General features: G+C 68.3%; 19 protein-coding genes. 8 read left to right on the top strand and 11 right to left on the bottom strand.

Translation table 11 applies throughout. The annotated features are described in order from the left end of the window. The 7 genes from BMW87_RS28380 to BMW87_RS28350 all read left to right on the top strand — a co-directional run bounded on the left by BMW87_RS28380 (window position 1) and on the right by BMW87_RS28350 (window position 4,756). Complete coding sequence (locus BMW87_RS28380) at window positions 1-207, top strand: YbdD/YjiX family protein (protein ID WP_093058085.1); 207 nt, start codon at window positions 1-3, stop codon at window positions 205-207. A 126-nt stretch (window positions 208-333) separates the two neighbouring features. Further along, on the top strand, window positions 334-1,137 hold the full coding sequence (locus BMW87_RS28375) for a class I SAM-dependent methyltransferase (protein ID WP_093080652.1): 804 nt from the start codon (window positions 334-336) through the stop codon (window positions 1,135-1,137). Between the two features lie 157 nt (window positions 1,138-1,294). Beyond that, complete coding sequence (locus BMW87_RS28370) at window positions 1,295-1,714, top strand: SEL1-like repeat protein (protein WP_093080650.1); 420 nt, start codon at window positions 1,295-1,297, stop codon at window positions 1,712-1,714. Window positions 1,715-1,813: 99 nt separating this feature from the next. Further along, window positions 1,814-2,506, top strand: coding sequence for a hypothetical protein (locus BMW87_RS28365; protein ID WP_093080693.1), 693 nt, complete (start codon window positions 1,814-1,816; stop codon window positions 2,504-2,506). A 22-nt stretch (window positions 2,507-2,528) separates the two neighbouring features. Continuing rightward, complete coding sequence (locus BMW87_RS28360; protein ID WP_093080647.1) at window positions 2,529-3,191, top strand: phosphoribosyltransferase; 663 nt, start codon at window positions 2,529-2,531, stop codon at window positions 3,189-3,191. Continuing rightward, window positions 3,182-3,955: a hypothetical protein gene (locus BMW87_RS28355; protein ID WP_143062618.1), complete on the top strand. Its 774-nt coding sequence runs from the start codon at window positions 3,182-3,184 to the stop codon at window positions 3,953-3,955. Before BMW87_RS28360 ends, BMW87_RS28355 begins: the two co-directional genes overlap by 10 nt. A 66-nt stretch (window positions 3,956-4,021) precedes the next feature. Then, complete coding sequence (locus tag BMW87_RS28350) at window positions 4,022-4,756, top strand: hypothetical protein (protein WP_093080642.1); 735 nt, start codon at window positions 4,022-4,024, stop codon at window positions 4,754-4,756. Between the two features lie 29 nt (window positions 4,757-4,785). Here BMW87_RS28350 and metC read toward each other — a convergent pair whose 3' ends face one another. The 4 genes from metC to BMW87_RS28330 all read right to left on the bottom strand — a co-directional run bounded on the left by metC (window position 4,786) and on the right by BMW87_RS28330 (window position 9,358). Then, window positions 4,786-6,000 (bottom strand): cystathionine beta-lyase, encoded by a 1,215-nt coding sequence (metC, locus tag BMW87_RS28345; protein ID WP_093080691.1) that lies wholly within the window; start codon window positions 5,998-6,000, stop codon window positions 4,786-4,788. 34 nt (window positions 6,001-6,034) lie between these two features. Further along, complete coding sequence (locus tag BMW87_RS28340) at window positions 6,035-7,045, bottom strand: Bug family tripartite tricarboxylate transporter substrate binding protein (RefSeq protein ID WP_093080639.1); 1,011 nt, start codon at window positions 7,043-7,045, stop codon at window positions 6,035-6,037. A gap of 55 nt (window positions 7,046-7,100) precedes the next feature. Next, window positions 7,101-8,681, bottom strand: coding sequence for a rhodanese-like domain-containing protein (locus BMW87_RS28335; RefSeq protein ID WP_093080637.1), 1,581 nt, complete (start codon window positions 8,679-8,681; stop codon window positions 7,101-7,103). Window positions 8,682-8,767: 86 nt separating this feature from the next. Continuing rightward, complete coding sequence (locus BMW87_RS28330) at window positions 8,768-9,358, bottom strand: cysteine dioxygenase family protein (protein WP_093080635.1); 591 nt, start codon at window positions 9,356-9,358, stop codon at window positions 8,768-8,770. Between the two features lie 106 nt (window positions 9,359-9,464). Here BMW87_RS28330 and BMW87_RS28325 point away from each other — a divergent pair, with 106 nt between their 5' ends. Continuing rightward, the gene (locus tag BMW87_RS28325; RefSeq protein WP_093058093.1) at window positions 9,465-10,343 is read left to right on the top strand and encodes a LysR substrate-binding domain-containing protein; all 879 of its coding nucleotides are present in this window, start codon (window positions 9,465-9,467) and stop codon (window positions 10,341-10,343) included. A 15-nt stretch (window positions 10,344-10,358) separates the two neighbouring features. Here BMW87_RS28325 and BMW87_RS28320 read toward each other — a convergent pair whose 3' ends face one another. The 7 genes from BMW87_RS28320 to BMW87_RS28290 all read right to left on the bottom strand — a co-directional run bounded on the left by BMW87_RS28320 (window position 10,359) and on the right by BMW87_RS28290 (window position 17,889). Continuing rightward, a complete protein-coding gene (locus BMW87_RS28320) occupies window positions 10,359-11,942 on the bottom strand; it encodes a GGDEF domain-containing protein (RefSeq protein ID WP_256216951.1) in 1,584 nt (527 codons plus the stop codon). Beyond that, complete coding sequence (lplT, locus tag BMW87_RS28315; RefSeq protein ID WP_256216950.1) at window positions 11,917-13,179, bottom strand: lysophospholipid transporter LplT; 1,263 nt, start codon at window positions 13,177-13,179, stop codon at window positions 11,917-11,919. The genes BMW87_RS28320 and lplT overlap by 26 nt, the downstream gene beginning before the upstream one ends. Then, on the bottom strand, window positions 13,176-13,997 hold the full coding sequence (locus tag BMW87_RS28310; protein ID WP_177192863.1) for a GNAT family N-acetyltransferase: 822 nt from the start codon (window positions 13,995-13,997) through the stop codon (window positions 13,176-13,178). The genes lplT and BMW87_RS28310 overlap by 4 nt, the downstream gene beginning before the upstream one ends. A gap of 18 nt (window positions 13,998-14,015) precedes the next feature. Continuing rightward, window positions 14,016-15,110, bottom strand: a complete 1,095-nt coding sequence (locus tag BMW87_RS28305) for a hypothetical protein (protein WP_093080631.1) — start codon at window positions 15,108-15,110, stop codon at window positions 14,016-14,018. Continuing rightward, on the bottom strand, window positions 15,110-16,054 hold the full coding sequence (locus tag BMW87_RS28300) for a methyltransferase (protein WP_093080629.1): 945 nt from the start codon (window positions 16,052-16,054) through the stop codon (window positions 15,110-15,112). Before BMW87_RS28300 ends, BMW87_RS28305 begins: the two co-directional genes overlap by 1 nt. Next, a complete protein-coding gene (locus BMW87_RS28295) occupies window positions 16,048-16,941 on the bottom strand; it encodes an iron-containing redox enzyme family protein (protein ID WP_093080626.1) in 894 nt (297 codons plus the stop codon). The genes BMW87_RS28300 and BMW87_RS28295 overlap by 7 nt, the downstream gene beginning before the upstream one ends. Window positions 16,942-17,058: 117 nt before the next feature. After that, complete coding sequence (locus BMW87_RS28290) at window positions 17,059-17,889, bottom strand: urease accessory protein UreD (RefSeq protein WP_093080624.1); 831 nt, start codon at window positions 17,887-17,889, stop codon at window positions 17,059-17,061. Between the last annotated feature and the right edge of the window lie 24 nt (window positions 17,890-17,913).

Raw genomic sequence — 17,913 nt, 5'->3', positions numbered from 1 at the left:
ATGGGCCTCGCATTGCCGGAAGCCGGGCGCTACTTTGCGCGCTCGCTCAAGCAGTCGCTGCGGCTCATGGTCGGGCTGCCCGACTACGACGCCTACCTGACGCACATGGCGGCCACCCACCCTGACCGGCCGCCGATGAGCTACGAGGCCTTCTTCCGCGAGCGGCTGGAGGCGCGCTACGGGGCGGGCAAGGGGCGCTGCTGCTGAGCCTGGCGCGGCATTGCGTTACAGGTCTTTCCGATCGAAGCCCCGTCTCTAGGGATGTACGGGCCGGTTCCCGGGGCCTAGAGTCCCGTCCATGTCCGCAGCCTTGTGGCTGGCATGGAGGGCGATATGTCCCAGGATCCGTTTGCAGAGTTCAAGGGCCGCCAGCGCGAGATGTGGTCGACCTTTGCGCCGACCGCCATGTTCACGACCCCGGTGGCTGGGCATCTCGTCAGGTTCGCGCAGGTAGCGCAGGGCGAGGCGGTGCTGGACGTCGGCACCGGAACGGGCGTGGTGGCCATCACGGCGGCGCGCCGGGGCGCACGCGTCACGGGGCTCGACCTGACGCCCGAGCTGCTCGAAGCCGCGCGCGACAACGCCGGCGTCTCCGGGCATGGGGACATCACCTGGACCGAAGGCGATGCCGAGAACCTGCCGTACGCCGATGCCTCCTTCGACGTGGTGCTGAGCCAGTTCGGCCACATGTTCGCGCCGCGTCCGGAAGTTGCCGTGGCCGAGATGCGCCGCGTGCTGAAACCCGGCGGCCGCATCGCCTTCGCCACATGGCCGCCGGAGGATTTCGTGGGGCGCATGTTCGCCTTCATCGGGCGCAACTCGCCGCCCCCTCCGGCCGGCGCGTCGCCGCCGCCGCAATGGGGCAACCCGGGCATCGTCGCGGAGCGCCTGGGACCGCACTTCGAGGCGCCGTTCTTTGGGCGCGGCACCATGCAATTTCCGGCCCTGAGCATCGAGCACTTCCGCTTGTTCCTCGAGCGCTCGGTCGGCCCGATGCGCAAGCTCGTGGAAGGTCTCGCCGGCGATCCGCAGAAGCTGGCGGCACTGCGGTCCGAGTTCGATGCGCTTGCCGAGCCGTACTACGTCGACAACGTGGTGCACCAGAACTACCTGCTGACGCGCGCGCGGGCACGCTGAGCGCCGCCGGGCCGACACGCCGGGGCCGTTGCAGGAGTTGCCGCATCGAGCCGTCATTGGGCTCAGGCGCCGACTGAGGCGGCCTGTGTCAATTCCAGCTTCTTTCTTTGGCGCGGCGGCGCGACGATGTCTTCCATGTCAATCGTGGAGAACATCGATGCAACCCGAATTCAACCAGCTTGCCGGCCTGTCGTTGCGCTGGCGGGTCTTGCTCTCGGCAGCGCTGCTCCTGGCGGCCGCGCTCTGCGCGGCCAGTCCGCTGGACGCCGGCACGCAATTGCAGGCCGAGCAGCGCTTCCAGCTCGCGCTGGAGGCACAGGCCGCGCGCGACTACCGATCGATGCTCGAACAGCTGCGCCAGGCGGCCACCGAAGGCCATGCCGAGGCACAGGAGATGCTCGGCATGGTGCTGATGACCGGCCCCACGCTCTACGGCACGGCCGTGAAGGCCGACCGCTGCGAAGCGGGCATGTGGATGCGCCGCGCGGCGGTGCAGGGCAGCGAAACGGCGAAGGTGCAGCTCACCTTTCTGAACCGGCTGCGCGCCTCGCCTGCGGGGAAGAGCGCCTGCGGCTGAATGCGTAGTGCCTGATCGCGGCCATGCTTGCGCACTGGTCGCACAATGGCGCATGGCGACGAGGGCATGCTGTCGCCCTCGACACAAGGACCGTCCTCCATGCGCAACGTGCTCGATTTCAGCTCCTGGCAAGGCCTGCTCACGACCCTGATGGGCCTGGTGCTGGTGTCTGTCGTGGCGGTCGGCATACGCCTGCTCGTGATGCACAGCGTGCAGCAGCGGCGCGAGCGCCAGAACCGGCAGATCAACGAGCGGCTGAAGACGCTCATTGCGGCCTACAAGGTGCTGGGTGGTTCGTTCACCGGCGACCTTGCCGTCGACCCCAGCCATCTGCGTGAGCTTCGGCTGCGGGCCGGGGCTGCGGCGGCAGAGGATGCGGCTGCTCATGCAGACGTGTCCGCATCGGACCGCCGTCGCCGCATCCGCGATGCAGTGGAAGCCGCGCTCTCCGACGTGATCCTGCTGGGCACCGAGACGCACGTGCGCCTCGCCGCCAAGGCGGCCAATGACATGGTCGCGGGCCGCATTGTCGAGACGGCAGAGCTGGTCGTGGCGCTGCGCACTTTCATCCGCGACGTGCTCGACCTCGATCCAGTCCCTGCAGAACTGGGCATTCCCAGGCAGGGCCCCGTGCGGGCGAAAGGCACGCCTGCGCGTGGTGATCGTGGCGAAGGGGCCGGCGGTGGACGAGGCGGTGGTGCCAAAGGCGGCGGTGGTGGCGGCGGCGCGGGGATGCGGTCCGAGACCGTTCTTGAAAGCAACGACGCCCACGCGCCGGGCAGCCGCGAATGAAGCGCGAACGAAGAGGGATGCGATGTTCAAGGATCGCTCCGATGCCGGCCGGCAACTGGCGTTATTGCTGAGCCAGTACCGCGATGCTCAGGGCTGCATCGTCCTCGCACTGCCGCGAGGCGGCGTGCCGGTGGGTGCTGAAGTGGCCCGCGCGCTGCACCTGCCACTCGATGTGCTGGTCGTGCGCAAACTAGGCCTGCCCGGCCATGAGGAATACGCCGCCGGCGCCATTGCAGTCGGCGGCATTCGCGTGACGGGCGAAGAAGCGCCCGGTATGGCGCGCACATTGAAGCGGGAGCAACGCGAACTGCAGCGGCGCGAGCGCGAATACCGGGGCGATCGCGCGCCGCTCGACCTGCATGACATGACGGTCCTATTGGTGGACGACGGACTGGCGACCGGCTTGTCGATGCGCGCAGCGGTGATTGCTGCAAGGGTACTCGGCGCAGCCTCGGTCATCGTGGCCGTGCCCCTGGGCAGCGCGTTCGCGTGCCATGCGCTGCAGACACCGGCCGACCCGTCAGCGCTGACCGGCATCGGCAGCATGAGCCCCGCCATGACCCATGCCGACGAGGTGGTGTGCCTGCACACGCCAGAGCCCTTCTTCGCCGTCGGTGCCTGGTACGAATCGTTCGAGGCGCCCAGCGATGAAGAGGTGCGGCAGGCGCTGGCGCAATGGCGCTGATGATCTTTCTTCCCCGACGCCTCCGCACCGTAGACTCCTGCGTCACCAACGAGCGGAGCGGAGTGATGGTCCAGAGAGAAGTACACAACGAGGGAGTGGGGCGCAGCGCCTTCCGCTTTGCAATGCGTGCGGGAGCATTGATTTCATGCGTGGCGCTGCTGGTTGCTACTGCCTTGGCGCTGGCAGGCTGTGCATCGCATGACCCGAATCTCAAGCGCATTTCCGGGGATTCCATCGAACTCCACGAGAAGCTGATGTTTTCCGCCATCGCAGGCGCAGCGCCCGGCGTGCGGCACTACCACGGCTTGTTGCCCGGCACCTACAAGGCCACCATGGAAGACAAGGCCGGCCGGTACTACTTCGGCAACGGTGCCCTGCTGGTGCTTGGCGGTCAGCAGAATGCCGATGGCACTACGGAGGAGCCGCTGGCTGTCGGCGGTTTCTGGCTGGCGAAGGACAAGGGCGCATCTCCGCCAATGCGCCTGTTCTACCTGCCGAAGTTCCGGGATCAGGGCACGATGGTGAACGGCGTGATCGTGAACACCATTGTGCAAACTCCGGGGCTCTCGGTCGGACAGGCCGGCATTGCCGGTGCGCTGGGTGGCGCGATTGCCGGGGCGATCGTCGAGAGTGGCGCCGTGGGGTATGGCCCGAAGAACGGGGAGCCGATCTTCGTTCCGTTCAAACAGGTGCCGGATGAGAGTCTGCTCTTCACGCAAGCTGTGGCTAGCCGTACCCCGGCCAAGGCGGAAGAGGCGCGTTGAGACAGGAAGTACCTACAGGCAATGAAGAACGCACTCTCTTGACCAACGAAACCGAGCCTGGCGCCGATGCCCATCCATTCATTTGCCGCAACCGACCTCGTCTTCGATCACCAGAAACTCGGCGTGCTTCTGGTGTTTCCGACAGAGCAATTGCCTCAGGCGCGGCTTCGTCCCAGCCCGGTCGACCTCGAGGAACTCGTCGACAGCCCGCATCCCTATCTGCGTGAAATGGCCGAACAGGCCTTGCAGCGGGACAACGGAATAAAGAATGCTCTGGACGCGATCGCGAGCGAGTTCGAATTTGCTCCGCTCCCCACGCTGAAGCGATGGTGTCAGGCCAACGGCTTTGCGGCGCTTGCCTCGGAGTTAGGGCAACTGCCTGTCGCGGCGGCGGAAGGCACCTTCAAATTCAAGGGCTACCTTCCGACCAGGATCGATGAATCGGCAGCAACACGCTACGCCGCGTTGCTTCTCCTCATGGCTGTGCGTGCGATCTTCTTTGGCGAGCGAAGAGGTCTGGATCAGATCGTCGGCAGCATCGAGGCCAAGGGCTGGCGCTATGCCCGTGTGCTTCCAGAAGACTCTGCGCTCGTGGTCAGCGGCTTCATGACGCTGTCCGAACATTTTTCCGATCTGGGGATGGCGACGGTGCTCCGCTCATGCGCTCAGCGAATAGTCGATGCTGTTCATCCCGAAGACAGACCTGTCGCTGCGCTCGCAATCACTTATTCGTTGCTGGTGTCGACCGGTCGTTCCGCATTGGCCAAGAATCCTCAGCTACTTCTGAAGTTCGCTAGCTGAAGAATTCAGAGCTTCTTTTCGGTCGAGTGCTATGCCTTCTGCGCCGGAGCACTCATCGCATCGAACCCACGCGCCAGATCCGCCGTCAGATCTTCCGGCGCCTCCAACCCGATGTGCAACCGCACAACCGCCCCGCGCTTGCTCCAATCCGTCACGCTGCGCGCCGCGCGCATGTTGGTCCAGGCTACCAGGCTTTCATAGCCGCCCCACGATGAGCCACGCCCGAACAGCTTGAGCGCATCGACAAAACGCTCGACCGCGGCGCTCTCGATGCCGGGCTGCAGCTCGATGGACAGCAGCCCATTCGTCCCGCTGCAATCACGCTTCCAGATATCGTGCCCCGGATGCTGCGGCAGCGCTGGGCAGAACACAGTCGCCACTTCGGGCCGCTTCTGAAGCCAATGCGCCACTTCCAGCGCATGCCGCTCGTGCATCTGTAGCCTAGCCGACAGCGTGCGCATGCCGCGCAGCACCAGCCATGCGTCGTCGGGGCTCACGGTCATGCCGAACGCATCGCAGCGCTCGTTCAACGGCCGCCACGCGGCTTCGGTTGTGGCGACGGTGCCCATCATCACGTCTGAGTGGCCCGAGAGGTACTTGGTGGCGGCCATCGTCGAGATGTCGGCGCCCAGCGCCAGCGGCCGGTACTGGCAGCCCGAGCCCCAGGTGTTGTCCGCCGCGAGCAGCGCGCCGCGCGCGTGCGTCAGCTCCGCGAGCTTCGGCAGGTCGCACATTTCGTAGACCAGCGAGCCGGGGCACTCCGCGTACACCAGCCGCGTGTTCGGCTCGAACAGTTCCTCGATGCCGATGCCGTCCGCCGCGAAGAACGAACTGCGAATACCGTACGGCTCCAGGAACGAATGCACGAGGTTGCGCGTGGGCTCGTACACGCTGTCCGACATCAGCACATGGTCGCCCGGCTTCAGGTACGACAGCAGCAGCATGCCGATGGCCGCGAGGCCGGTCGGAAAGAGCCGCGTGCGGTAGGCGCCTTCGAGTTCGCTCACCGCGTCTTCCAGTGCGAAGGTGGTCGGGGTGCCGCGTGCGCCGTAGCTGAAGATGCGTTCGTCGTCGCGCCGCGCGCGTGCGTCGCGCATGGCGCCCACGCTGTCGAACAGCACGGTGCTCGCGCGCACCAGCGGTGTGTTGACGGGCGCGCCACCGGCATAGGAAGGTGCCTTGCCGGTGCGCGTGAGCCGGGTGTCGAGGGAGAGTCCGGGGGAGTCTTTGTGCGAGTTGGACATGGTGTTCAAGCGTTGGCCAAGCCTCGATGGTGCGTCAATCTGCCTTCGCACCGGAAAGTTTGACGATGCGCGACCAGCGGTCGATGTCCTGGCGCAACTGCGCGGCGAAGGCTTCCGACGAGTTGGCCACCACTTCACTGCCACCGTCGTTCACGAGCTTGGTCACCTCGGGCATGCGCAGCGTGCGCACGATGGCTTCGTTCAGGTAGGCCACGCGTTCGGGCGGTGTGCCGGCCGGTGCGAAGAAGCCGTACCAGTCTTCGAAGCGCGCACCGGCGTAGCCCAGCTCCTCGAGCGTCGGTGCATTCTTGAAGACGCCGATGCGGCGCGGGCTGGTCACGGCCAGCACGCGCAGCTTGCCGTTCTGCACCAGGCCCGCGACCGAGGATGTCGAGGTCACGAGCACATCGACCTGTCCGCCGAGCAGGTCTGTAAGTGCGGGGCCGGCACCCTTGTAGGGAACGTGCGTCATGGCGATGCCGTCGTCCTTCGACAGCACCACGCCAACGAGGTGCGACAGCGTGCCGTTGCCGGGCGTTGCATACGTCACCTTGCCGGGGCTGGCCTTGGCCTTGGTGGCGAGGTCGGCGAAAGTCTTGAGCGGCGAGTTGGCATCCACTACCAGCGCGAGCGGCGCGGCGTTGATCTGCGTGATGGGAATGAAGTTCTTGATCGGGTCGAAGCCGGGCGCCGCATACAGCGTGGGGTTCACGGCCATGATCGACACCTGCGAGGTGAGCACGGTGTAGCCGTCGGGCTTGGCGTCGGCCACGGCCTTGGCGCCGATGTTGCCGCCCGCGCCGCCGCGGTTGTCAACCACTGCCGCCTGTCCCATGATTTCCGGCAGGCGCGTGGTCACGAGGCGCGCGGTTGCATCGTTGCCGCCGCCGGGCGGGAAGGGCGAGATGAACTTCACCGTCTGCGACGGATAGCCGTTGCGCGGCGCGAGCGGTTCGGCTGTGGCTGGCTGCAAGACGAGCGCCGCGAACCATGCGGCGGCGACGGCAAAACGGGCAAGGTGCGGGATGCGGCTGGCGAACGACATGACGGAACTCCTGGAATAGGAACGGACAAGGACGAACAGAAAGCGAAAGCCGGGCTCAGGCGTGCGATGCGGCGGTGGGAAGGCGGAAGGCGGCGCGCTCCTGCGCGTCGAGCTGCGCGACGAGGCCGGTCTCCCATGCGAGGTAGCGGCGCGCGGCTTCCTTGTTGCCGTCGTGCCGGTCGTGCACGAAGAACAGGTAGTCGATGCAGTCGCTGTCGGCGGGCAGCGCGGGCGTGGCCTCGACGGGCAGTCCTGCGGCGCGCCATGCGGCCATGCCACCGGCCAGCAGCAGCGGCGCGGGCGAGTGGCCTGCGAGCTCGGAGGCGGCAGCCCATGCCGCAAGCGCGGCATCGTCGGCGACCAGCACGAGCTGGCGGGTCTCGCTCTTCACGTCGGCCGCGAGGCGAGGGCGAATCGACCAGCGCGCCTGCGGGATATGGCCGGCGCGAAACTGCATGCTGCCGCGCAGATCGATCACCGCCACCTCGTTGCGCTCGATTCGTGCAGCGAGGTCTTGCGCATCGATGGTGGCCAGTGCGGCTGCGCCCGGCGCCGCAGCGGGTGCGAGCGAGAGGCCACTCGCCAGCCCGCCCTCGAGCACGCTCGCGTCATGCCCCATCTGCCGCAGCCAGCTCGCGATGGTCGGTGCGCGCACGCCGTCGTTGTCGAACAGCACGAGCCGGGCACCGCGCACGCCGAAGTACTGGTCGCCTGCCTGCATCAGTTGGCCGCCGGGCGTGTGCTGCGCGCCGGGCAGGCTGCCGGCCGCGAATTCTTCCGGCGTGCGTACGTCGCACAGGAACAGGCTGCGGCTCGTGTCGGCGGCCCATTGCTGCACGGTCTGCGCATTCACCGCCGGCACGTCGAAGCGGGCGGCCAACGCTTTCGCGGCGGGGCGCAGGTCGGTGTTGCCGCTGTCGTCCGCATAGCGCCGCGTGCCGCCATGCTCCAGCGTGTGGTCGCCCAGGTACCAGCCCTGCGTGCCGTTCTCCAGCGCATAGACGGGGTTGGGCAGCCCGAGGTTGATGAGCGTCTGCGCGCCGATGATGCTGCGCGTGCGGCCCGCGCAGTTGATGACGATGGGCGTGGTGGTGTCGGGCACCAGCTGGCGCACGCGGTAGGCCAGCTCGCCGTTGGGGCAGCAGGTGGCGCTGGGGATGTTCATCTTGTGGAACTCGCTGACGGGGCGGCCGTCGAGCACCACGACCTTGTCCTTGCGCGCCAGCATCTCGGCGAGCTGGTCGGCGCTGACGCGGGGCGTGTGATAGACCTCTTCGGCCAGTTCGCCGAAAGTCTTCGAAGGCAGGTTGACGCCCGCGAACAGCACGTAGCCCGCGGCCTTCCATGCGCGGGCGCCGCCTTGCAGCACGTGCACGTCGGTGTAGCCCAGCGCGGCCAGCCGCGCGGCGGCGCGTTCGGCCACATCGGCATCGCCTTCGTCGTACACCACCACCCGCACGCCGCGGCGCGGCACAAGGCGCGGCGCGTCGATTTCCAGCCGGCTGAAGGGCAGGGGAATGCCGTAGAACAGATGCGCCTCGCCGTACTGGCCGTGCTCGCGCACGTCGAGCAGCGCGATTTCGCCGCCGTCGTGCAGCCAGGATTTGAGGGTCTTCGGGTCGATGAAGGAGGTCATGAGAGCAAGTCGTTGGGACGAACGAAGTCCTGCGAGGCCGCAGCGCGCGGCCCGCATGAGGAAAAGGAAGGCCGGAAAGGGAGCGCTTAGCGGCGCGTCTGCACGCCGATGCCCATGGTCTGGTACGTGCCTGCTGCCACGTCGTAGGCGGTGCGCTGGTTCAGCGTTTCGAGTGCGCGGCCATACATGTGAAGGTGGCGAATGACCTGCTCGCCCTGGATCTCGACCGAATGGATGTCTTCAGGCATCAGCGCGATGCCCTTGCCCGGCGCGACGACGACCAGTTCGGTCTGCTTCAGCTTGCCCACGCCCGGCACGCTGCCGTCGTCGGTGCGCTCGTACACGCGGTTGTGCTCGGTGCCCTCCACGGCTGCGATGCAGGCCCAGGTCGTGTGGTTGTGCGGCACGATCTTCTTGCCCGGGCGCATCACGTTCAGGTACAGCGCGTAGCTCTGGTCCGGGTCTTCGGCGATCAGGTAGCGGGCCTGGTGCTCGCCGGCTTCGGGCGGCGGGAAGTCGGCGGCGTCCCAGTATTCGGTGTGCGCGGCCAGGTCTTGCAGCGAATCGAGCACCACGTCGAGTTTTTCGCGGGTGGCTTCAGCGCCGCCGATGGCTTTCTTCATGTCGGCGATGGACGCCTCGACGGCCTGGCGGCGTTGCTCGGAAGGGGTGCTCATGCAGTTTCTCCAGTGGGGTTGCCTGTTTGGTGTGCATTCACTGTAGTGACGGGGGCGTGACGCAACAATCCAAGCAGAGCAGGAAACACATCAATAAAATTAATGTATGCCCACGCTCGATCTCGAACTGCTGCGCTCTTTTGCGGCCGTCGTCAGCCTCAACAGCTTTGCGGCGGCGGCCGTGCACCTGGGGCGCACGCAGTCGGCCATCACGCAGCAGATGCAGCGGCTGGAGGAGCAGATCGGCCATCCGCTGTTCGCCAAGCAGGGGCGGCAGAAGCGGCTCACGGAGCACGGCGAACGGCTGCTCACCTACGCGCATCACATGCTGGCGCTGAACGACGAGGCGCTGCGCAGCCTGCGGCAGGGGCAGCTCGAAGGCAACCTGCGCATCGGTGCGCCGCACGACGTGGCCGAGACCATGCTGCCGCTGCTGCTGACCGAGGTGGCGCGCACCTCGCCGCTGCTGCAGCTCGACATCCACATTGGCCGCAGCCCCTATCTCATGACATCGCTCAAGAGCGGCGAGGTCGACATGATCATCTCCAACCGCGCCGACGAGCAGTCGCAGTTCGAAGGCGTGGTGCTGCGCACTTCGCCCACCGTGTGGCTGTGCGCCGCGAGCTACGTGCACGACCCGACGAAGCCGGTGCCGCTCATCATGGCCGACGGGCCCAGCATCTTCCGCCGCATCGGCCACGAGGCGCTCGACGCGGCGGGCGTGGCCTGGACGCCGCGCTACACCTCGTCGAGCCTGATCGGCATCAAGGCCGCATTGCGCGCGGGGCTGGGCGTGACGGCGCGCGGCGTGGAGCAGCTCGACGCGGGCTTGCGCGTGCTGGGCGCGGGCGACGGCATGCCGCGGCTGCCCGACCTGGCGTACTACCTCTATGTGCGCAGCCATGTGGTGAACCCGGTCACGCGGCAGGTGTTCGAGACGCTGAAGAAGCACCTGCGGCTGCCGCGTACCGATATGCCTGCGTAGGGCTCCTGCTGTCGCCTACATCATTGCGTAGCTGCCGCGCCCGCCCTGCTTGGCCCGGTACATGGCCTTGTCGGCCGTGGCGAGCAGGTCTTGCGGCGTTTCGCTGCCGCTGCCCAGGGCGATGCCTATCGACACGCCAATGACCATGCTTGAATGCTCCAGCTGCAGCGGTTGGGCGATCGCGTCGATGCATCGCCGTGCCAGCGTCAATGCGGCCTGTTCCGCGGGCTCTTCGAAGTCGGTGGCCAGCAGCACGAATTCGTCGCCGCCGATGCGCGCCACTGTGTCTGTGTGCCGCACCAGGGCCCGCAGCCGGTGTGCGATTTCCCCGAGGGCCTTGTCGCCCGCTTCGTGGCCGAGGGTGTCGTTGAGGTCTTTGAACCCGTCGAGGTCCAGGTAGAGCACGGCTACCTGCTGCGCGCGCTGCCTGGCATGGACGAGCGCCTGTTGCAGCCGCTCGTCCAGCAGCTTGCGGTTGGGCAAGCCTGTCAATGTGTCGTGGTGGGCCAGGCGCGCCAGCGCCTCCTGGTTGTCGAGCAGCTTGGCCAGCAGCCGGTTGAAGGCTTGCGTAAGGTGCCCGATCTCGTCATTGCGCACCACCTGCAGCGGCGTCAGCGCGAGCTCGCCGCGGGTCATGCGGTCGGCCTGGTCGGCGGCGCGCAGGAGCGGCCGCAGCAGCCACGCCATGATCAGGCCGATCACGACGAGCACCGCCGTCACGGCGGGCGCGCGTTGCTGCAGGATGAAGGTCTGCATGCGCGACACCGGGGCCAGCGCTTCCGACACGGGTAGCCTCGCCACCACGAACCAGCCGCTGTTCGGCACCGAGGCAATGGCGGAGATTTCTTCGATGCCCTTTGCGTTGCGTGTCGTCCCGCTGCCGCGGAAACCCGCCATGGCCCGGTCGTGCAATGGGTTCACGCCGTTGGGCGGGGTCGGCGTGAGGGACATCGAGACGTCCGTGGAGGCGACGAAGATGCGGTCGCGCGGCGAGATCACCAGGATGCCGCCGGCCTGGCCCACGCGCCCCTCTTGCAGGTGGTCGAGCAGGCCATCGGCCGAGAGGTCTGCCGTGCCGAGCAGCACGGCGACCACCTGGCCGGCACCGTTGCGGATGGGTGCGGCCATGGGCAGGGCCGAGTGCTGAGAAGCCGTGGACCGTGGGCGGCCTACCGCGCGCTTCCCGGCGGATGCGGCTGTGAATTCTGGACCGCCCGTTTCCAGCTGTACGGCGCTGTCGCGCCCGTCGAGTCGTTTGCCGGTGACATCGGTGACCACCAGGCCAAGGGGGAAGAGGGCGCTCAGCGCGCTGCGTTCCGCCAGCCATGCATGCAGCTGCTCGGGCTGCGCCAGGAGTTCCGGCGGCAGGGTGCCAGCCAGGCGCTCCAGGAACGACAGCCGTTCAGCCAGGTAGTTGTCGACATCGCGGGCCACGTAAGCGGCCAGCGCCATCTGCTGCGTCGCCACCGATTTCGTCAGGTCTTCCCGCAGGAAGCGGGTGAGCTGGATGTAGCTGGCGGCGGTGCCCACGACTGCCATCGCCAGACCCATCACGAGGAGACGAACGACCAGGCTATTGGCGGATTTTCGGAGATTCACTCTGGCTGCGGGTCGAGAGGCGGTTAGGTGCGGGACTGTATCCGAAGCGCTCCTGCGGCCGCTGACGGCGCGACCAGAGGAGGGCCGCACCCATGGCCAGCACCAGGAAGCCGCCGAAGCCCGCCAGCGTCGGCAGCAGCGGCGCATCGAGATACAGCAGCGCGCCGTACACCCCCAGCATCGCCAGCGAGGCCAGGCTCTCGTTGAAGTTCTGCACCGCGATCGACTGGCCCGGGTGCATGTACAGCAGCCCGCGGCTTTGCAGCAGCGCGTTCATCGGCACCAGCAGCAGGCCCGCGAGCGTGCCGATCACTACCAGCAGCGCGGCGGCCATGGCGGGCTGCGTCACCAGCGTCATGAGCAATATCACGGCGCCCAGTGCAATGCCGATCGGCAGCGCGCGCAACGCACGCCCGAGCGGGAACCAGCGCGAGGCACCGACGGCGCCAGCCGCCATGCCGATGGCCACCGCGATCTGCAGCAGCGCGCCCTGCGACAGGGTGAGCCCCAGCCGCTCGGCCGCCCAGCGCAGCACCAGAAACTGCAGCGTGGCCGACGCGGCCCAGAAAAGGCTGGTAACGGCCAGCGAGATGCGCGCATCGGCATCGCGCCACAGCAGCGCCAGCGAGCCCCCGAAATCCCGCAGCAGCCGGCCCGGGTGCACCAGCGCCGCGCGGTCGCGTGCCGGGCTGTGCGGAATCGCGAGCGTGCAGGCGGCGGCCAGCAGGTACGCCGCGCCGATGGCGGGCAGGGCAAGGCCCTTGCCGACCAGCGTGCTGCCCAGCGCCACGCCGAACAGGATCGACAGCACCGTGCCTGCCTCGATCCAGCCGTTGGCGGCGACCAGTTCTTCTTGCGGAATCAGCTCGGGCAGGATGCCGTACTTGGCCGGCGAGTAGGCCGCGGCGCCAAGGCCGACCAGCGCGTAGGCCACCAGCGGCTGCACCTGCCACAGCAGCAGGGCGCAGCCGCCCAGCTTGATGAGGTTGGTGGCCATCAGCACGCGGCCCTTCGGCGCCGCGTCGGCCACGGCGCCTGCGAAGGCGGCGAGCAGCACGTAGGAAAGATAGAAGAACAGCCGCAGCGCGGGCGTCATCCAGCCGGGCGCGTGGCGCTGCATGAGCAGGTCGATGGCGACGATCAGCAGCGCGTTGTCGGCCAGCGAACTGAAGAACTGCGCGGCAACCACCGAGCGCAGCGCGCGCTTCGACCGCGCGCGTGGGGCCGCCGCGCTCACACGGTCATGCCGAAGAAGTGCTGGCGATAGCGCGGCGACACCTCGTCCACGCGCAGCATCAGCGGCAGGTCGGCGGTGTTGAAGGCCACGTCGAGTGCGGGCGGCCCGAGCAGGCGTGCGCCGCAGCGCAGATAGCCCTTGATGAGCGGCGGGGCGGCGGGAGGCGCTGTGTCGCTGTCGGCATCAGCGTCTGCCCCGTTGTCCAGCGGCAGCGCGACGCGCGGTTCCACGCGCCAGCGCTGCTCGACCAGGTGCGTGCGGCACAGCCGGTGCCACAGGCGCGCGGCCGTCGCGCCCTGGTCGTCGAGCCCGATGCTGGCGCAGCCGATCATGGTGTCGAGCGCGTGGTCGACCATGTACTGCCCCAGCGCAGCCCACAGCGCCATGATGACGCTGCCAGAGCGCCACTCGGCATCCACGCACGAGCGGCCCAGCTCCAGCGCGCGGCCGCGCAGCGGCGCGAGCGGCGACAGGTCGAACTCGGTGTCGGTGTAGAAGCCGCCCGCGCGATGCGCCGCTTCGGGCGTCAACACACGGTAGGTACCGATGAGCGGGCCGAGGCCGTGCAGCGGGTCGACGGCGCGCACCAGCAGGTGGTCGCAGAAGGCGTCGAAGCGGTCGACGTCGAGCCCGGGCGGCGTGCCTTCGGGTGGCGTGAGGCGCGCGCCCATCTCCTGCGCGAACACGCGAAAGCGCAGGCGCTGGGCGTCGCGCACGTCTTCTTCGCAATCGGCCCAGCGGGTTTCCAGCACGGGCGCAGCGGCCGCGAGTGGCGTGGGCGAACGGTGGGGCAGGGCGTGCGTGGCGGTGATGTCCATGTGCGTGCGGTAATTCACTCAGTTGGAGGGCGGGTAGCGGTCGACCAGGCGGTTCTGCCGCCGGTTGAGCCGAGCGAGCGCGAGCAGGCCGATGGGCCGCACGCCGGCCTTGCGCTGCGCCGCGCCAATGGCGAACAGCAGCCGTTGCTTGGCGAAGACCATGCGAAAGCCTTGCACCACGCCGGTGTCGGGGTCCCAGGCCTCGATGGCTTCGGAGCCTGCGCCGTTGATCTCCATGATGGTGAAGCCGCGCCCGGCGCCGAGTTCGCGCAGGCTCTGGTAGCGCACGTCGAAGCGCCCGAAACGGAAGTCGGGCATGTCGCGCGCGATGGCGTCGATGGCGCGCACGAGCTCGGGCGTGATGAGCGCCGCGCCGTCGCGATAGAGGCCGCCCACGCGGGTCGAGCCGATGGTGGCCAGCCGCACCTGCTGGCCGGCCGCGGGCACGCTGTCGGGCGGCACGCTGCATTCGTGGCGCGGCGAGCGCGCGATGCGGCGGGCGCGCGCGTCGGCCGCCACGAGCTGTGCCACGGTGCTGCGACCGTCGCCCGTCACGCGCGGGAAGTAGCGCAGCGCCAGGCCGATGATGCGGCCTTCGCCAGTGTCGGGGTCGCGCGCATAGAAGATGCCGGCCTCGCCTTCCTGTGGCAGGTAGCGCTGCAGCACGACCGTTTCACCGCGAGGAAAGACGGCCAGGTAGGCCAGCAGCGCTGCCATGTCGGGCAGCAGGCGCACGCCGTAGCCGCACAGGCCGAGGTCGGGCTTGGCGACCACGGGAAACGCGAGGCCGCCGTTGGCCATGGTGTGCCGCAGCGAGTCTTCGGTTGCCGTGCCGTCGTTGAACACCGCGCAGTAGTCGGCCGTGACCGAGCGCGCCAGCGGCCCCATGCCGCGAAAATATTCGAGCTTGCCTTCGCCCACCAGCCCGCCGGAGGTGAGGTGCGGGTTGGCCGCTGAAGGCACGGTCGTGCCGCCGTAGCGCAAGGACAGCCACAGCCACTGCACCACCAGCGGCACGCAGATGAGCCACTTGGGCATGCGCTCCAGCACGCTGCATTCGCGCACCACCGCCAGGCGGCCGGTGTCCACGCCGAAGTCGAGCCCGGCGGCCATCACGCGGCCTCCGTTGCGCGGGTGGCAATGAGGCCGACTGCGGCGATGCGATCGATGTGCGCATACACCGGCCGCTCCAGCTCCTCGCCGAACACATCGGGGTCGATCTCGGCATACGACCAGTCGAAGCCGGGTGCTGCAAGCAGGGACTGCAGTTCGGCAAGGAACGGATCTTCGCCATCGACCATGGCTACGCCGGTGTAGAGCAGCAGTTGCCCGCCCGGCGCCAGCCGCTTCAGCGATTCGGCCGCGATGCGCACGCTGAGCGCTCGCCCGAGCCGCGTGCCGCCGTGGCGGTAGGCGCGCTGCGCGCCGTCGTCGAGGTAAGGCGGGTTCGACACGATCAAATCGAAGTCACCCTCGACCGCCGACAACGCATCGCCCTGCGCGAGCGTGACGGGAATGCCGGCCACTTCCGCATTGATGGCCGTGTACTGCAGCGCGAGCGGGTTGATGTCGTTCATCACGACGGTCGCCTGCGTGCCCGTGGCGGCCAGCGCGCGTGCCACCGCGATGCCGCCCGCGCCGCTGCCGCAGCCAACGTCCAGCACGCGCACATGAGGCTGCGCCTTGCGCCGGGCAAGTGCGTGGTGGAGAAAGCGCGCGAAGCGACTGGTGTCGGGCCCGAAGAAAACTGCGTTCTCCTCGACCGTCGGATAGGCCGAATGAAAGAACAGGTCGTCGCCCAGGCTGGCGATGCGCACGGTGCTGCGCAGCAGCGAGCCCGTGTGCCGCACGATGCCGGCACGCTCCATGTCGGCCAGCAATTCCGGCGGCACCGCGCGCGCTTCGAACGACAGGTTCCAGCCGAAGATGTCTCGCAGCGTCGCGCCCGGCTCGCGCCCGCGCCGCGCGAGCACGCGCTGGTGGGTCAGCGGGGTGACCGTGGTGAATCGGTAGCCCGTGGCCGCCACCTGGCGCAGCACGCCGGCCGCGTTCAGCATGCGGTGGCCTCCTCGGCGTGCCGCAGTTCGGCGGTGTAGCGCTCGAAGCAGCGTTCGCCGCAGACAAGGCGCATCAGCGCGCCTTCGGCAATGAACTGCCCGCAGGCCGGATCCACCTCGACCAGCGGCCGGATCACCTCGCGGTTCCATGCGCGCGAATGCGACACGTCGAGCGCCGCATGCAGGTCGAAGTAGGAGCGCGCGCGGCCGCTCAGGCCCAATCGGCGCATGCTGGCCGCCACCTGCTTCACGCGCCCGGGCGCCGTGAGCTCGATGACGCCGAGCGCGCCTATGGAGTGGTAGCCGTAGCGGCGCGTGGTTGCCAGCCCGACCATGGTGTTGGCGAGCGCGAGCGACTCCCACACGGTGGTGTCGATGGCCGGGTGCAGGTCGAGTTCGCGCACCATGTGCTCCAGCATCTGGCCGTGCATGGCGCTTTGCTTGCCGTGCCCCATCTCGTCCCAGAAGTTGCGCGCGCATTCCAGCTTGGGCTGTGGCGGCAGCTTGACCTGGGTGTAGGCCAGCAGGTCTTCGAAGCCGGCTTCGCCCGCGGCCTCCTGCGTGAGGAACCAGCGCATCTGCGGCAGCGTGGCCTCGTCGGCCAGCCAGTCGAACAGCGGGTGATGCTGGCCGGGGCCGGTGTGCGCCAGCGATTCGAACCAGCCGATGAAGTGGCTCGCATTGCCGGCCGATGCCGCTGCCGCAGTCTGAACAGTGGCGCGCAGGGCTTCGAGGTATTTGCCTTCGAGCAGCCGGCACGCATGCTCGCGGGCAAGGTCGTCCTGCCACTGGGGCGAGGGGCTGCCGAGCCTGAGTCGCTCGGCGTTGAACCGCGCCAGGTGCCGGTGAAGCTGCGTGTTCGCGTCGGGAGTGTCGTCAGGAGACATGGCCGATCCTCGTCATCCGCTGGGCAAAAGAGTCAGGTTGCGCCTTTGCAACGCGGCTGTCCGTCAGACAGTGCCTACAGATTCGCCCCTCGGCGCGGGGATCGGGGGAGATCGGCCTCAGGTCGCCCAGATGCGCGGCGTGGCCGTGGGCAGCTGCCACAGCTCGCTGCGCCATGCCTGCCAGACCTGCCGCAGCAGCTGCATCGCGGGCTCGACCACGGGTGCCAGAACCCGCAGCACGACCACTTCGGGGTGCGGGCTGGTGGCGCCGGCGCTGTCGAACAGCGGGCTTGCTTCGAGCAGCGTGCGGGCTTGTGCAAGCAAGGCATCGCGCCGGGCGCGCGCCACCGGCGAGCCCGCCACGAAGAACAGCGAGGCCATGCAGCGATGGCCGCCGAGGCCGATGGGGCTTTGCAGCAGCCGGTGGTCGGCCGCGTCGATGCGCCCGCGCTCCAGCCACACGCCGGGCACCTCGATGTGCTGCAGGTAGGTGCCACGCTCGAAGGGCTGGTTGGCGTTCGGCAGGCCGAGCGCGGTAACGTCCCAGCCGATCAGCTCGGCGCCGGGCGCGACCTCGATGGAGAGCCGGTTCTCCGCCTGGCAGCCGCTGTAGCAGATGGCTTCGAGCGGCAGCCATTCGAGCCGCGCGCCGGCCGCGAGGCGGATGCGCGTGCGCTGCAGCGCCAGCTCGCCTTCGGAGCGGTAGAAGCGCGAGGCGCCTGGCGTGGTGATCAGTCCGTGGCTGCCGTCGGCGGCCTCGATGTCGATGTCGAGCGTGTCGCCGCCCACCAGCCCGCCCGGCGGATGCACCAGCACGTTGTGGCAGACGGTGTCGCCCTCGGGGTACAGGCTTTGCAGGATGCGCAGCGGACCGTCATGGCGAAAGCGGGCGACGGTGCGGGCGGCTTCTTGTTGGTAAGCGAGATGGAGACGGGCGTGCCAGGGCATGCAGCGAGTCTAGTGCGCTCGCTT

The sequence above is a fragment of the Variovorax sp. OV084 genome, from assembly GCF_900111625.1.
Classification (GTDB): Bacteria; Pseudomonadota; Gammaproteobacteria; order Burkholderiales; family Burkholderiaceae_C; genus Variovorax.
This window is presented reverse-complemented; position numbering and strand designations above follow the sequence as displayed.